The organism is Micromonospora sp. L31 (assembly GCF_052068075.1).
GTDB lineage: Bacteria > Actinomycetota > Actinomycetes > Mycobacteriales > Micromonosporaceae > Micromonospora > Micromonospora purpureochromogenes.
The window spans coordinates 323,741-338,404 of the sequence record NZ_JBQHDC010000006.1 but is presented as its reverse complement, the minus strand read 5'-3'; the positions used below and the strand labels follow the sequence as shown (position 1 = coordinate 338,404).

General features: G+C 75.3%; 13 protein-coding genes and 2 pseudogenes. 9 read left to right on the top strand and 6 right to left on the bottom strand.

Features of this window, described 5'->3' with window-relative positions:
* Positions 1-57 precede the first annotated feature (57 nt).
* The 3 genes from ACTMS9_RS19000 to ACTMS9_RS18990 are packed head-to-tail and all read left to right on the top strand — an operon-like array spanning position 58 to position 1,660.
* Positions 58-534 carry an NUDIX hydrolase gene (locus ACTMS9_RS19000; protein ID WP_441144501.1) on the top strand — a complete coding sequence of 159 codons (477 nt, stop codon included), beginning with the start codon at positions 58-60 and terminating at the stop codon, positions 532-534.
* Positions 528-1,340, top strand: a complete 813-nt coding sequence (locus tag ACTMS9_RS18995; RefSeq protein ID WP_441144499.1) for a ribonuclease HII — start codon at positions 528-530, stop codon at positions 1,338-1,340. Before ACTMS9_RS19000 ends, ACTMS9_RS18995 begins: the two co-directional genes overlap by 7 nt.
* On the top strand, positions 1,337-1,660 hold the full coding sequence (locus ACTMS9_RS18990; protein WP_007075222.1) for a DUF2469 domain-containing protein: 324 nt from the start codon (positions 1,337-1,339) through the stop codon (positions 1,658-1,660). The genes ACTMS9_RS18995 and ACTMS9_RS18990 overlap by 4 nt, the downstream gene beginning before the upstream one ends.
* Before the next feature lie 168 nt (positions 1,661-1,828).
* On the opposite strand, the gene ACTMS9_RS18985 is transcribed toward ACTMS9_RS18990, so the two are convergent.
* The gene (locus ACTMS9_RS18985; protein ID WP_441144493.1) at positions 1,829-2,935 is read right to left on the bottom strand and encodes a sulfite oxidase; all 1,107 of its coding nucleotides are present in this window, start codon (positions 2,933-2,935) and stop codon (positions 1,829-1,831) included.
* Between the two features lie 250 nt (positions 2,936-3,185).
* Here ACTMS9_RS18985 and ACTMS9_RS18980 point away from each other — a divergent pair.
* A pseudogene (locus tag ACTMS9_RS18980) lies at positions 3,186-3,839 on the top strand (murein hydrolase activator EnvC family protein); the annotation flags it as partial.
* 153 nt (positions 3,840-3,992) lie between these two features.
* On the opposite strand, the gene ACTMS9_RS18975 reads toward ACTMS9_RS18980, so the two are convergent.
* On the bottom strand, positions 3,993-5,174 hold the full coding sequence (locus ACTMS9_RS18975; RefSeq protein WP_441144491.1) for an aminotransferase class V-fold PLP-dependent enzyme: 1,182 nt from the start codon (positions 5,172-5,174) through the stop codon (positions 3,993-3,995).
* 186 nt (positions 5,175-5,360) lie between these two features.
* Complete coding sequence (locus tag ACTMS9_RS18970) at positions 5,361-6,533, bottom strand: tyrosine recombinase XerC (protein WP_441165593.1); 1,173 nt, start codon at positions 6,531-6,533, stop codon at positions 5,361-5,363.
* A gap of 323 nt (positions 6,534-6,856) precedes the next feature.
* Between ACTMS9_RS18970 and ACTMS9_RS18965 the strand changes: the two genes are divergently transcribed.
* Positions 6,857-7,195 (top strand): hypothetical protein, encoded by a 339-nt coding sequence (locus ACTMS9_RS18965; RefSeq protein WP_357612605.1) that lies wholly within the window; start codon positions 6,857-6,859, stop codon positions 7,193-7,195.
* Positions 7,196-7,200: 5 nt separating this feature from the next.
* On the opposite strand, the gene ACTMS9_RS18960 is transcribed toward ACTMS9_RS18965, so the two are convergent.
* The 3 genes from ACTMS9_RS18960 to ACTMS9_RS18950 are packed head-to-tail and all read right to left on the bottom strand — an operon-like array spanning position 7,201 to position 10,314.
* A complete protein-coding gene (locus ACTMS9_RS18960; RefSeq protein WP_441144489.1) occupies positions 7,201-8,415 on the bottom strand; it encodes a DNA-processing protein DprA in 1,215 nt (404 codons plus the stop codon).
* Complete coding sequence (locus ACTMS9_RS18955) at positions 8,412-9,932, bottom strand: YifB family Mg chelatase-like AAA ATPase (protein WP_441144488.1); 1,521 nt, start codon at positions 9,930-9,932, stop codon at positions 8,412-8,414. The genes ACTMS9_RS18960 and ACTMS9_RS18955 overlap by 4 nt, the downstream gene beginning before the upstream one ends.
* A 22-nt stretch (positions 9,933-9,954) precedes the next feature.
* Positions 9,955-10,314 (bottom strand): YraN family protein, encoded by a 360-nt coding sequence (locus ACTMS9_RS18950; protein ID WP_350798511.1) that lies wholly within the window; start codon positions 10,312-10,314, stop codon positions 9,955-9,957.
* 178 nt (positions 10,315-10,492) lie between these two features.
* Between ACTMS9_RS18950 and ACTMS9_RS18945 the strand changes: the two are divergent.
* The 4 genes and pseudogenes from ACTMS9_RS18945 (at position 10,493) to pyrH (ending at position 14,642) form a co-directional block, all read left to right on the top strand.
* Positions 10,493-11,495: pseudogene (locus tag ACTMS9_RS18945) on the top strand (hypothetical protein).
* Positions 11,496-11,886: 391 nt separating this feature from the next.
* Entirely contained in the window at positions 11,887-12,747 is an 861-nt protein-coding gene (rpsB, locus tag ACTMS9_RS18940; protein ID WP_441165592.1) for a 30S ribosomal protein S2, read from the top strand.
* A gap of 136 nt (positions 12,748-12,883) precedes the next feature.
* Positions 12,884-13,711, top strand: coding sequence for a translation elongation factor Ts (tsf, locus tag ACTMS9_RS18935; RefSeq protein ID WP_441144484.1), 828 nt, complete (start codon positions 12,884-12,886; stop codon positions 13,709-13,711).
* 163 nt (positions 13,712-13,874) lie between these two features.
* Positions 13,875-14,642, top strand: a complete 768-nt coding sequence (gene pyrH, locus ACTMS9_RS18930; RefSeq protein WP_441144482.1) for a UMP kinase — start codon at positions 13,875-13,877, stop codon at positions 14,640-14,642.
* Positions 14,643-14,664: the final 22 nt, after the last annotated feature.

Sequence of the window (14,664 nt, the reverse complement as noted above, 5' to 3'; positions counted from 1 at the left end):
CCCGCGGCCGGCCCCCGGGCGTGGCAGTTCGTCACCGGCGTCTGGCAGGCTGGGGCGGTGACCGTCTACACCCCTCGCCGCGCGGCCCGGGTGCTGCTCGTCGACGCGGGCGGCCGGGTGCTGCTCTTCAGCGGCTGGGACCCGTCCCGTCCCGAGCACCGGTACTGGTTCACCCCCGGCGGCGGGCTCGACCCGGGGGAGACGCCCGCCCAGGCCGCCGCCCGGGAGTTGGCCGAGGAGACCGGGCTGCGGCTGGACCAGGGCGAGCTGGGCGCGCCGGTCTGGTCCGAGACGGTCGAGTTCCCCTTCGACGGCGTCTGGTACCGGCAGGAGCAGGAGTTCTTCCTGGTCCGGGTGGCGGGCTGGGAGGTGGACACCACGGGCTTCACCGACATCGAGCGGGCCAGCGTCTCGGGGCACCGCTGGTGGTCGGTCGACGAACTGACCGCGACCGGCGACCGCTACTACCCGGAGGACCTGCCCGCCGTGCTGACCCGGGCCCTGACCGACCCGAGCGGGGGCGTGCCGTGCTGACGCCCCCGCGCACGGTGGTGCGCCGCGAAGGTGGGCTCTACGCCCTGGAACGGGCCCTGCAACGGCGCGGCTTCCGGCACGTCGCCGGCGCCGACGAGGCCGGCCGGGGCGCCTGCGCCGGGCCGCTGGTCGCCGCCGCCGCGGTGCTGCCCGAGGGGCGGCGCGGTGAGATCGACGGGCTGGCCGACTCCAAGCTGCTCACCCCGGCCAGCCGGGAGCGGGTGTACGAGGAGGTCGTCGCCCGCGCCCTGGCGTACGCGGTGGTGATCATCCCGGCCGAGGAGGTCGACGCCCGGGGCCTGCACGTGTGCAACCTCGCGGCGATGCGCCGGGCGCTGGCGTCGCTGACCACCCGACCGGAGTACGTGCTGACCGACGGCTTCGGCGTGGACGGGCTGGACGTCCCGGGGCTGGCGGTGTGGAAGGGCGACCGGGTGGCGGCCTGCGTGGCGGCGGCCAGCGTGCTGGCCAAGGTCACCCGGGACCGGCTGATGGTGGAGCTGGACGGGCAGTACCCGGGCTACGGCTTCGCCGAGCACAAGGGGTACATCACACCCGAGCACAGCGAGGCGCTGCGCGAGCGCGGCCCCTGCGTGGAGCACCGATTCTCGTACGTCAACGTGGCCACCGTCTCCGGCCGCGCCGGCCGTCCGCCGCGGTCCCGACGCCCCGTCGTCGGGCCCGCGTCCGAGCCGATGGAGCGCTTCGACGCGTCAGGGGGTACCGTCGGCGTGGCGTTGGGCGAGCAGCCTCGGCCTCCGGCGCCGGTGGGGGAAGATGTGGTCATGGAAGGCGGAGTGCGATGAGCGCGGAAGATCTCGAGAAGTACGAGACCGAGATGGAGCTGCAGCTCTACCGGGAGTACCGCGACATTGTCCGCCAGTTCTCCTACGTGGTGGAGACGGAACGCCGCTTCTACCTCGCCAACCAGGTCGACCTGCACGTGCGCAACTCGGACGGCGAGGTCTACTTCGAGGTCGAGATGCACGACGCCTGGGTGTGGGACATGTACCGCCCTGCCCGCTTCGTGAAGAACGTCCGGGTGATGACCTTCAAGGACGTCAACGTCGAGGAGCTGGAGAAGCCCGACATCTCCCTCCCCGCCGACTCCGGCTTCGGCGGCTGACGCACCGCTCTTCCCACCGGCATCCCCCACCCGCCGGCCCGCGCGACCTCTTCCCCCGACCTGCCGCCTGCCTCCTGGCGTGAACATTCCGGCCTGCCGGCCGGATTGCGCCCGCCACTCTGCCCGCGTCGCCCACGGCACTGACGCGCCGGGGCACCGCCTCGCTGGTCAGTCCGCGAGGACCGCGACCTCGACCCGCTGGACCAGGTTGTTGGCGAACCCGCCCCGGTTCCACGGCTGCTCGACCGGCTGGGTCCGCCCCGACGCGTCGGTGGCCCGGGCGCCGAGGACGTACCGGCCCGGCTGCGGCGACCACTCGTACCGCCAGCGCCGCCAGGACCAGTCCCCGCCGCGCGGCGGGTCCACGATGGCCGCCGCCCAGGTCGCCCCGCCGTCGGTGGTCACCTCCACCGAGGTGATCGGCGCGTGCCCGGACCAGGCCCGACCGTCTACGGTGCACGGCCCGGGACGCAGCACCCGGGTGCGGGTCATGAAGTCCGGGAACCCCGGCGGGCGGACCAGGGCACGCGGCTCGATCCGGGTCACCGGCTCGCCAGGGTCGTCGGCGTCCCGGCGCAGCCGGTAGGCCACCGCGTTCTGGTAGCCGTCGAACTCCTCGGTCAGCACGGTGATGCCGCGCAGCCACTTCACGTGTGCCATGCCGTACCAGCCGGGCACGATCAGCCGCAGCGGCGCGCCGTGCTGCGGCAGCAGGGGAGCGCCGTTCATCTCGTACGCCAGCAGCACCTCCTCCCGCAGCGCGTCGGCGACCGGGAGGGCCCGCTGGTAGTCCTGCTCGACACCGCGCTCGACGCCGTGGTCGGCCCCGGTGAAGACGACGTCGACGGCCTCGGGCGCGATGCCGGCCTCACGCAGCAGCGGCGCGAGCGGCGTGCCGGTCCACTCGGCGTTGCCGACCGCCTCCACCAGCCAGGGCTGGCTCACCGGACGCGGGTGCAGCAGCGCCCGGCCGTTGCCGGCGCACTCCAGCGTCACCTGCCGGGTCACCCGGGGGCGCGAGCGCAGCTCGTCCAGCCCGAGGATGAGCGGCAGGCGTACCGCGCCGTCGACGGTCAGCGCGTGGCCGGCCGGGTCGACGTCCGGGATGTCGTAGTGGATCAGCAGATAGTGCAGGCCGGCCGGGGTGACGTCGTAGCGCAACGCCTCCAGCGGGATGCCGTGGTTGCGGGCGGCCAGTTGCAGCTCCTCGGCGCTGATCGCCTCGTCCGGCCCGGCCAGCCGGGAGGGGCGGCTCACATCGTCCACGCTGGTCACGGCGGCCTCCCCGGTATCTCCCTCGGCGCGTGGGCCCAGCCTAGTCGCCGCGCCGCTCCACCGGTCGGGTGCCGGCGCGGCTCGCGGCCGCGTCCCACGCGCCCACCGGTCGGGTGCCGGCGCGGCCGGCTCCGCCCCCGTCGCCTAGCAGATCGACTCCATTGGTGAGCGTTGTCCACAGGGCGGCCCGTCGTCCACAGCGGACGCGCTGTCCGGGTCGGCCGGTGGTCGATGCGGGCATGCTGCGGACATGCGGAGCGCAGTGCGGGCGGTGACGGTGTGGTGGGCGGTCCTGCTGGTCCTCGGCCCGCCGGGCGCCCTCGCCGCGGCGGCCCCCGGATCGGGGGCGGACCGGGCGGGCGGCACCCGGCCCGTCGCCCCGCCGGCCGCCACGGCCACCCGTGCCGCGGGGCCCGTCCCGTCCGGACCAACGGTCGACCGCCGACCGCCCGCGAAAGTCGCGGCGGCGCCGGCCACCCTCGGCGCGCCGGCCGGTGCGCCGGCCTTCCGGTGGCCGCTCGACGGCACGCCCCGCCCGGTGCGGCGCTTCGACCCGCCGCCCCGACCGTGGCTGCCCGGTCATCGCGGGGTCGACCTGGCCGGCGCCGCGGGGGCGACCGTGCGCGCGGCCGGCGCCGGAACGGTGCTCTTCGCGGGCGTGGTCGCCGGCCGGCCGGTGGTCACGGTGGGGCACGCGGCGGGCCTGCGGACCACCTACGAGCCGGTCCGACCCGAGGTACGCCTCGGCGACCCGGTCCGGCCCGGCGCGCCCCTCGGCGTGCTGCTGGCCGGGCACCCCGGCTGTCCCACCCCGGCCTGCCTGCACTGGGGGCTGCGGCGCGGTGCGGACTACCTCGACCCGCTGGCCCTGCTCGGGCTCGGGCCGGTCCGGCTGCTCCCGGTGCGCGACCCGAGCGGCCCGCTCACCGAGCGGATCGCGAGCGGCCCGCCGACCGCGCGGATCGCCAGCGGCCCGCTCACCGAGCGGATCGCGAGCGGTGCAGTCGCCGAGCGGACGGCGCGGGCCGCCTGCCGGTGCGGTCGGCGCGGGCCGGGGTCAGGGCCGGGCGAGCAGCGGGGGCAGCCGGACGGCCAGCCGTTCGTACTCCTCGGCGGAGTTGTAGACCTGCGCGCAGAGCCGTAGCCAGCCCCGACCGTCCCAGGCCATCACCGCCACCTCGGCGGCGAGCCGCTCGGCGATCCGGCCAGCAAGAGCCCGCGCGGTGTCGATGGTGGTGGCCACGCCGGGCGGCAGCGGCACGATCCGCATGGCGACCGCCGGTCCACCCGGGTCCGGCAGGTCGGCCGGCGCCACCCCGAGGGCGTCCCCGACCACCCGTTGCCCGTACGCGGCCAGCGCCGCGTTGTGCGCCCGCACCCGGTCCAGGCCGAGGCTGCGCAGCGCGTAGAGCCCGGCCGGGGCGCTCAGCCAGCCCGTGTAGTCGAGGGTCGCCTGCCACTCCACGTTGCCGGGGAAGCCGGCGCCCTGCTCCCAGGAGACCACCAGCGGCTCGATCCGCTCCCGCCACGGCGGGGCGACCACTAGCACGGCGGTGCCCCGCGGGGCGAACGCCCACTTGTGCAGGTTGCCCACCCAGAAGTCCGCGCCGACGGCGCCGACGTCGACCGGCAGCATGCCGGGCACGTGCGCCGCGTCCACCAGCACCGGTACGCCCCGCTCCCGGGCCACCTGCACCACGGCCGCCACCGGAAAGAGTCGGGCGGTGGGCGAGGTGAGCTGGTCGACGACGAGCAGTCGGGTCCGCCCGGGTCGCAGACCGGTGCGGACGATCTCGACGACCTCCTCGTCGGTGGCGGTCAGCGGCACCCGCAGCGCCCGGGTGCCCGCCCCGGTACGCCGGCACTCCCGCTCGATGCTGAAGCCGACGGCGCCGTACCCGTGATCGGTGGTGAGCACCTCGTCGCCGGCCCGCAGGCCGAGGGACTGCAGGACCAGCGCGACGCCGGTGGTGGCGTTGCCGACCAGCGCCGTACCGTCCGGATCGGCGCCCAGGAAGGTGGCCAGGTGCCGCCGGGTGTGGCCGATCCGGTCGGCCAGCCCCTGGGTGAAGAAGCGCAGGGGGTTGGACTCCATCTCGTCGCGCAACCGCTGCTGCGCCCGCTGCACGCTGATCGGTACCGCGCCGAACGCGCCGTGGTTGAGGTAGCTGACCGCCGGGTCGAGCGAGAAGAGCAGTCGGGCCCCGGGAATCGGCTCGGGCGGCCGGGCGACGGTCACGCGGTGATCATATCCGTCGACGGATCAACCGTCGTCGGTTCGCCGTCCTCCGGCGGCAGCCCGCCGTCGGCGGCAACGCGCCGTGCTGCCGGCGGTTCGACCCGGTGCGCCGCCGATCGGGTGACCGCAGTCTGCGGTCGTTGAGCAGCGGCGCGTCGAGGCTGGGGGCGGTGCGCAGCGGGTGGGTCAGGCGCGGGGGTGTGCCTGCCGGTACGCGGCGCGCAGCCGCTCGACCGAGACGTGGGTGTAGATCTGGGTGCTGCCGAGCGAGGAGTGGCCGAGCAGTTCCTGCACGGCGCGTAGGTCCGCGCCGCCCTCCAGCAGGTGCGTCGCCGCCGAGTGCCGCAGTCCGTGCGGGCTGACCCGGGGCAGGCCGAGGGACTCGGCGTACCCGGCCACGATCCGGCGCGCCGTCGTCGGGTTCAGCCGCCCGCCGCGCGCGCCGAGCAGCAGCGCCTCCCCGGAGCCGGGCACCGCCAGGGCGGGCCGCCCGGAGCGCAGCCAGTCGTCGATCGCCCGCTGGGCCGGCACCCCGTACGGCACCGAGCGTTCCCGGCCGCCCTTGCCCAGGACACGGATCACCCGGCGGCCGTGGTCCACGTCGGCGACGTCCAACGCGCACGCCTCGCTGACCCGTACCCCGGTGCCGTAGAGCAGTTCCAGCAGGACCCGGTCGCGCAGTCGCACCGGTTCGTCCTCGGGGCGGGCGGGGTGGGCTGGACCGTCCTGCCGGGTGGCCCCGGTGGCCGCGTCGTCCCGGTGTCCGTCCGCGTCGGGCCCGGCCGGGTCGGGGCCGGTCGCCGTGTGCCCGGTCGGGTCGGTGGGCCGAGTGGGGTCGTCGTGTCGCGGGCCGACGATGCGTGCTGCCGCGTCGGCGCGGGTGCCGGCGGCGGGCCCGGTCGCTTCGGCGGGCCGGGTGGCGGAGGGACGCCGATCGGGCGCCTCCACGAGGGCGGCGGCCTGGTCGGCCCGGAGCACGGTGGGCAGGTCGCGGTGCGCCCGGGGGCTGGACAGCGGAGCCGCCACGTCGGTGGGGAGCACGCCCGCGCGGTGCGCCCAGGCGCTGAAGGTCCGCGCCGCCGCCGCCCGCCGGGCCAGTGACGTCCGGGCCGCTCCCACGGTGCGCTGCCGGGCCAGCCAGCTGCGCAGCACCGTCAGGTCCAGCTCGGCGGGTGCGGAGCAACCCATCCGTACCGCGTGGTCGAGCAGCGAGACCACATCGGCGACGTACGCCCGCACGGTGTGCGCGGATCGGTTGCGCACCCGGGCCAGGTGGTCGGCGAAGTCGTCCACGGCCTCCCGCATGGCGGGTGGCAGCGCCTCGTGGGTGGCCCGGGTGGCCCGCGTGCCGCCCGTCATCGCCCCGCCCGTGCCGTCGACGGGCAGGCCGGAGCGGGGAGGCGTGGCACCGTATGACGTCCGGCTGGCATGGGCTCAGCGTAGGCGCGTGCCGGGCGGTCGGCAGAACTGCGCATCGACACGATGCTGCGCGAGGACGCGCACCGGCCCAGCCGTTCCGTCCCGGGGGCGCGGCGTGGACAAAGTAGACCTGACCTTGCGTGGCGGCGCGCCGTCGGTGCTGGCCGGTGGTGGCGTGGACGGGGAGACTGGAGGCAGGGACGGCGCGTGCGCCGTCGCCCGGTTGCCTCGGCGGAGACGCCGACGGGAGGAGGGGACCGCTCATGGGCCTGGACGTCGTCCTCTACCGGCTGGTCCGTGGCGGCCCCGGCCGTCGGCCGTCCCCGGTCGCGGCGCAGGTGGTGCCCGACCCCGACGACCTGCTGCTCGATTTGCTGAAGCGGGGTCGGGGCGGCGGACGCACCCCGACGCTGGACCGGGTCGACCCGCTCGGTGAGCTGGTGGTCGGGGCGGAGCGGGCACCCCAGCTCCTGACCGAACTGGACTGCCTGGTCGAGGCCGCCCGCACTCCGGCCGAGACCGCGCAGGTGCGGCGGGTCGCGGTGCTGGTCCGCCGGTGCGTACACGAGCGCGACCTGGAGATCCGGTTCGAGGGGGACTGAGCCAATCAGCCTCTGGTCTCTCGCCCCGGGCCGGCGGGGGCGCGCGCCGACGTGGCGGGCCGCGCCAGGGCGTACCCGCCGTCCCGGCGAAGCACCAGCGCCAACTCCTCCAGCAGGGAGAGCTTCCGCATCGCCGTCCGTATGTCGACCCCGGCCCGCGCGGCGAGCGCGTCGAGCCCGACCACCCCACGCCGGGGCAGCGACTCCAGCACCATGGTCGCCTCGTCGTCGAGCAGGTCACCCGGGCGCTCCGGCCCTCGTGCCGGCGGGGCCAGGTCGGTCCCGATCCGGCCGACCTCCTCCAGCACGTGCGGCACCCCGGTCACCAGCCGCGCGGCCGGCTGCTCCCGCAGCACCTCGTGCGCCCCGACTGACATCGCCGAGGTGACCGGGCCCGGCACCACCATCGCCCGCCGGTCCATCGCGATCGCCCGGTTCACCGTCTGCGTCGCGCCGCTGCGGGCCGCCGCCTCCACCAGCACCGTCCCCCGGGTGGCGGCGGCGATCACCCGGTTGCGGATCAGGAACCTCGGCCGCAGCGGGTCGGCGCCGGGCATCCACTCGCTGACCAGCAGCCCGGTCTCGGCGATCCGGTCGAACAGGGCGGCGTTGCCCATCGGGTAGGGCCGGTCGACGCCACAGGCCAGCACGGCCACCGTCAGCCCGCCGGCGGTCAACGCGCCCCGGTGCGCCGCCGCGTCGATGCCGAACGCCCCGCCGGAGACCACGGTCCAGTCCCGCTCGGCCAGCCCGTACCCGATCTCGGTGGCGACGTGCAGGCCGTACCCGGTGGCGGCCCGCGCGCCGACCACCGCGACGGAGCGGTCCAGCGCCTCGCCGAGCGGCCAGCCGCCGCGTACCCAGAAGCAGAGCGGCGGGGCGGTCTCCAAATCGACCCGCCGGCTCGTTCCGGACAGCACCAGCCGGCGCAGGTCGTCCAGGCGAGCGGGCCACTCCTCGTCCTCGGGCGTGAGGAGGCGGGCACCGATCCGCTCGGTGCGGGCGAGCGCGTCGGCGGCGACGGCGCGGGCGTCCTCGCCGGCCGTGCGCGCCGACACCGCCGTACGCAGGCTCGCCTCCGGCGCGCCCCCGTCGAGCAGCAGGTCCAGCGCCGCCACCGGACCGAGCTGCTGGACCAGCCGGTGCACCGACCGGGTGCCCGGCTCGGTGAGCCAGGTCAGCGCCACCCGGGCCAGCAGCCGCTCCTCGCTGGTGCTCATGCTCCCTCTCCCGTCCTGAGCTGGATGGCCTCCAACACGTCCTCGCGCTGCGGCCTGGCCCGCCCGTCGAGGTCCGCGATGGTCCAGGCCAGCCGGATGATCCGGTCGAAGCCACGGGCCGAGACGGCCCCCGAGTCCAGCCGGCCGCGCAGCTCGGCGGTGTCCCGGGCGGGCAGCCGCCAGGGCGGCTGTCGCAGGTGCGGGCCGGGGATCTCGGCGTTGAGCCGGCGGCCCACCGGAGCCCAGCGCACCGCCGCGGCCTGCCGGGCCGTGGCGACCCGGGCCGCCACGGTCGCCGAGGACTCGCTGGCCACGGCGGCCTCCATCAGCTCCGCCGCCCGCACCGGCAGCAGCTTCACCTGCACGTCGATCCGGTCTAGCAACGGCCCGGAGAGCCGGCCCAGGTACCGCCGCCGGGCCAGCGGACTGCACTCGCAGTACGCGTCGCCGGCCGGCTTCGCGCACGGGCACGGATTGGCGGCCAGCACCAGTTGGCTGCGGGCCGGGTACTCGGTGCCGCCCCCACTGCGGGCCAGCTGGATCCGGCCATGCTCCAGCGGTTGCCGCAGCGCCTCCAGCGCGCCCTTGCTGAACTCGGGCGCCTCGTCGAGAAAGAGCACGCCCCGGTGGGCCAGCGAAACGGCTCCCGGCCGGGCCAGCCCGGACCCGCCCCCGACCAGGGAGGGGATGGTCGCCGTGTGGTGCGGCGCCTGGAACGGCGGCCGGCGCAGCAGCCGGCCGCCCGGCGGGAGCAGCCCGGCGATCGAGTGCAGCGCGGTGACCTCAAGCGCGGCGGCGTCGTCCAGCTCCGGCAGGATCGAGGGGAGCCGCTCGGCGAGCATGGTCTTGCCCGCGCCGGGCGGCCCCAGCAGGGCGAGGTGGTGCCCGCCCGCGGCGGCCACCTCCAGCGCCCGGCGGCCCAGCGCCTGCCCCGCCACCTCGGCCAGATCCGGGCCGTCGACCGGGGGCGGCGCCGGCGTGGCGGGCGGCTCGATCAGCGGGCTGCCGTCGCGGACGAAGCAGGCCAGCCGGTGCAGCGTGTCGACCGCCCGGACCCGGATCCCGGGGATGACCGCCGCCTCGGCGGCGTTCTCCACCGGCACGATCACCCGGTCCCGCCCGGCCCGGGCCGCGGCCGCCACCATCGGCAGCACCCCGCGCACCGGCCGGACCGTCCCGTCCAGGCCCAGCTCGCCGAGGATCACCACGCCGTCCAGCGGCACCAGGGGCAGCTCTCCGGAGCCGCCCAGCACCGCCGCCGCGATGGCCAGGTCGAAGGCGGAGCCGTACTTGGGCATCGTCGCGGGCAGCAGGTTGAGCGTGATCCGCCGGTTGGGCCAGCGCTGACCCGAGTTGACGATCGCGGCCCGTACCCGGTCGCGCGCCTCGTGCAGGGCGCTGTCGGGCAGGCCGGAGATGACCACCGCCGGTAGCCCGGCGGCCAGGTCGGCCTCCACCTCGACCAGGTGGCCGGTGACCCCGACCAGCCCCACGCTGAACACCTTGGCGTAGCTCACGCCAGCACCCCCGGCGTACGCATCAGAACGCCCCCTTGAGGTGCTCGACGCGGGCCGCGCCGGCGGCGGACAGCCGGACCGCCAGCACGTCGAAGCGCACCTCGTCGGCGTCGACCCCGCTCTCGGCCAGCCAGCGGGCGGCGAGCCCGCGCAACCGGCGGGCCTTGGCCGGCACGACCGCCTCGGCCGGGGTGCCGTAGTCGTCGGTGCGTCTGGTCTTCACCTCGCAGAAGGCGAGCACCCGGCCGTCCCAGGCGATGATGTCGATCTCCCCGTCCGGGCAGCGCCAGTTGCGGGCTACCGGCCGCAGCCCGGCCCCGATCAGGTGCCGGACGGCGCACCGCTCGCCGTACGCGCCGACCGCCTGGTTCCGCTTCGTCATGCCGGTCAGGGTGGTCCGGCCGGCGGCCGCGCCGGGGCCGGCGGCGGGGTGCCTGTGGACGACGAGCCGGCCTGTGGACAGGCGGACGATCATGGGTGTCCCGTGCTAGGGGCCCGGCCGCCGCAGGCAGGGGAGGGCTCCGCCGCCGAAGAGCCCGGACCTGTGCCGGGAGGGACGGATGGCGCCGGTGGGGTGGGTCGCATACGGTGCCGGACGTGGACGCACGACGGAGCTATCCCGAAGATCAGGAGTCGCGCTGGTATCCCGCCGGGCAGGAGCGCGGCTACGGCGAGCCGGACTGGCGCGGCGCGGGCGAGTCCCGCACCCGGGATGACGAGTACCCGACCCCCGAGCAGCGCGCCGCGGAGGAGGGCCGGTTCGCCGATCCGGGCGGCCCCGGACGGTACGGCCAGACCGGGCGTTACGGCGCGGCGGACCCGCTCGGAGACTCCCGGGGCGAGTCCGAGGGATACCGCGCGACCCGCTCACGCCGTGCCGACGACCCCGACGTCTCTGGCGAGCTGCCGGGCGACCGCCCCGGCCGGCGGGCGGCCCGGGAGACCGCCGACCCCCTCACCACCACCGGCGCGGGCCCGCTGACCTCCGTCGACCGGCTCTCCACCACCGGTGCCGGGCCGCTGACCAGCGGTGTCGACCGACTCGGCGGCCCCGGGTCGGCCGGCGTGGAGGCGGGGGAGCGGCCGGATCGGGTCCGGTCCGCCCCGCTGGGCGGGTACCCGATCGTCGAGCCGGCCCGCCCCGCCGAGCCGGCGCACCCGCTGGAGATGCCGACCGGCCCGATGCCTCCGGTCATGCCCCGCCTGGACGGCGCGGTGGGCCCCGAGGCGGCGTACCGTCCGGCCGGCGGGCCCTCCGACGGCGTCTACCGGACCCGCCGGCCGGCGCTGGCGGTGCTCCTCGTCCTGCTGGTGCTGGTCTTCGAGCTCCCCGCGCTGCGGGTGCTGCTGCACGGCCTGACCGGCGACCCGGTCTCGACGTCGCACGTCGTCGTCGGCACCTTCCTCGTCACCGGGCTGCCGATCTTCGCCGCCGGCCTGTACGGGCTGCGCACCGGCGGCCTGGCGATGGCCGACGGGGCGCGGGGCTGGCTGCGCCCGCCGACCGCCTACCTGACCGTCGGGCTGGTGCTCTTCCTCGCCGCCGCGCTCGCCGCCGGCTGACCCGGGCGCAGCGCGCCCGCCGCCGGCTGACGCGGGCGGGACGCCGCCGGCCGACCCGAGCCGGCCGGCGGCCGCCCTCCCAGGGCCCAGGTCGGTGCGGTGCGGAGCAGGTGCCGGAGATCCCGGTCGGCGTGCCGCGTCCGAATTCGCGACGGGAGCATCGGACCGGCGGGTTCGCGCACCCGCCAGCTCGGCGGCGCGACAGGCGCGTACACTGGTCGACTGGCGACCGCCTCGCGCGGTCGACCTCGCGCGCCCTCTCCACGGTTCGTCGTGGGGCGGCGGCCTCCCTGGTCCCGATCTTGGTCGGGTCCGTCATGGCCGACGACCGGGCGCCAGGCGTCCGGCCGCCGGCCGGACGGGACAACCAGGGACAATAGGAGTACCCACCATGGCCGTCGTGACCATGCGTCAGCTGCTGGAGAGCGGTGTCCACTTCGGGCACCAGACCCGGCGCTGGAACCCGAAGATGAAGCGCTTCATCTTCACCGAGCGCAACGGTATCTACATCATCGACCTGCGCCAGACCCTCGACTACATCGAGAAGGCCTACGAGTTCGTGCGTGGGACCGTCGCCGAGGGTGGCAGCATCCTCTTCGTCGGCACCAAGAAGCAGGCCCAGGAGGCCATCGCCGAGCAGGCGACCCGGGTCGGCCAGCCGTACGTCAACCACCGCTGGCTCGGTGGCATGCTGACCAACTTCCAGACGGTGTACAAGCGCCTTCAGCGGATGAAGGAGCTGGAGGCCCTGGGTGACCTGACCGGCACCGCCGCGGGTTACACCAAGAAGGAGACCCTGCAGCTCTTCCGCGAGAAGACCAAGCTCACCAAGACCCTCGGTGGTCTGCGGGACATGCAGAAGCTCCCGGCCGCGATCTGGGTGGTCGACACCAAGAAGGAGCACATCGCCGTCGACGAGGCCCGCAAGCTGGGCATCCCGGTGATCGCGGTGCTCGACACCAACTGCGACCCGGACGAGGTCGACTTCCCGATCCCGGGCAACGACGACGCGATCCGCTCGGCCGAGCTGCTGACCAGGGTCGTGGCCGCCGCCGTCGCCGACGGTCTGATCGCCCGCTCCGGCCGCCGCCGGGGCACCGACGAGAAGCCCGAGCCGGGCCAGGTCGGCGCCGACGAGCCGCTGGCCGAGTGGGAGCGCGAGCTGCTCGAGGAGCCGAAGAAGGCCGACGAGCAGCCGGCGCAGCAGGTTGAGCAGCCGGCCGAGCAGCCGGCGACCGCCGCCGCGGAGTGACCGCACCGCCGCTTCCCCACCGTCCGTTTTCACCGACGGTGGGGAGCGGCGGGTACGCCGGGCACATCCGGCCCGGATCCGGGTAACCGGCACCCAGACCATCCCACCCCGCAGTTCCGACATCGAAGAGAGAGCCATGTCCAACTTCACCGCCGCGGACGTCAAGAAGCTCCGCGACCTCACCGGCGCCGGCATGATGGACTGCAAGAAGGCGCTGACCGAGGCCGAGGGCGACTTCGACAAGGCCGTCGAGATCCTGCGTGTCAAGGGCGCCAAGGACGTGGGCAAGCGGGCCGGCCGTACCGCCGCCAACGGCCTGATCGCCCACTCCGGCAAGGCCCTGCTGGAGCTCAACTGCGAGACCGACTTCGTCGCCAAGAACGAGGCGTTCGTCGCCCTGGCCCAGCAGCTGGTCGAGCACGGCGAGCGCAGCGGCGTCAGCAACGCCGAGGAGCTGCTCGCCTCCGAGCTGGACGGCAAGACCGTCGCCGACCTGATCCAGGAGCAGTCCGCCAAGATCGGCGAGAAGCTGGTGCTCAACCGCTTCGCCAAGCTGGACGGCAACGTCGCGGTCTACCTGCACCGCAAGAGCCAGGACCTGCCGCCGGCCGTCGGCGTGCTGGTGGAGTACGCCGGCCAGACCGACGAGGCCGGTGACGCCGACGCGCGCGGCGCCGCCATGCAGATCGCCGCCATGCGGCCGAAGTACCTCACCCGGGACGAGGTGCCGGCCGAGGTCGTCGAGTCCGAGCGGCGCATCGCCGAGCAGACCGCCCGCGAGGAGAACAAGCCCGAGGCGGCGCTGCCGAAGATCGTCGAGGGTCGGGTCAACGCCTTCTTCAAGGACTACGTCCTCGTCGAGCAGGCGTCGGTGGCCGACAACAAGAAGACGGTGAAGCAGGTGCTGGCCGAGGCCGGCATCGAGGTGACCCGCTTCCTGCGGTTCGAGGTCGGCCAGGCCTGAGCCGCCGGATCGGGCGTGTGACGCGCCCGAGGGCAGGAAACGTCGACGAGGAGGCCGCCGGTGTACGTGACAGGCACCGCGGCCTCCTCGTCACATAGGGTCGGCAGCGGCAGTTGCGGGGTACATGGCGTGCAGGACGTGCGCGCGGGGAAGGGCGGGGCGGATGACACAGGTTGTGAGTGACCGGAGCCTGGAAGCGGACGACCCGACGGCGCCGCCGCCCGGGCGGGCCCGCCGGGTGGTGCTGAAGCTCTCCGGCGAGGTCTTCGGCGGCGGGGCGATCGGCGTCGACCCGGACGTCGTACAGGCCATCGCCCGGCAGATCGCCACCGTGGTCCGCCACGGCGTGCAGGTCTCCGTGGTGGTCGGCGGCGGTAACTTCTTCCGCGGCGCCGAGCTGCAGAAGCGCGGCATGGACCGGGCCCGGGCCGACTACATGGGCATGCTCGGCACCGTGATGAACTGCCTCGCCCTCCAGGACTTCCTGGAGAAGGAGGGCATCGAGACCCGCGTGCAGAGCGCGATCACGATGGCCCAGGTCGCCGAGCCGTACATCCCGCTGCGCGCCATCCGGCACCTGGAGAAGGGCCGCGTGGTCATCTTCGGCGCGGGCGCCGGCATGCCGTACTTCTCCACCGACACGGTTGCCGCCCAGCGCGCGCTGGAGATCCGCGCCGACGTGGTGCTGATGAGCAAGAACGGCGTCGACGGCGTCTACACCGCCGACCCCCGGATCGACCCCTCCGCCAGCAAGTTCGACTCGATCACCTTCTCCGAGGTGCTGCGCCGCAACCTGCGGGTGGCCGACGCCGCCGCGTTCAGCCTCTGCATGGAGAACGGCCTGCCGATGCTGGTCTTCGGCGCCCAGGGCGACGACACGATCATTCGCGCCGTCGGCGGCGACAAGATCGGTACCCTGATCACCGCCTGAACTCCCCCGGCCGACCGTCTCG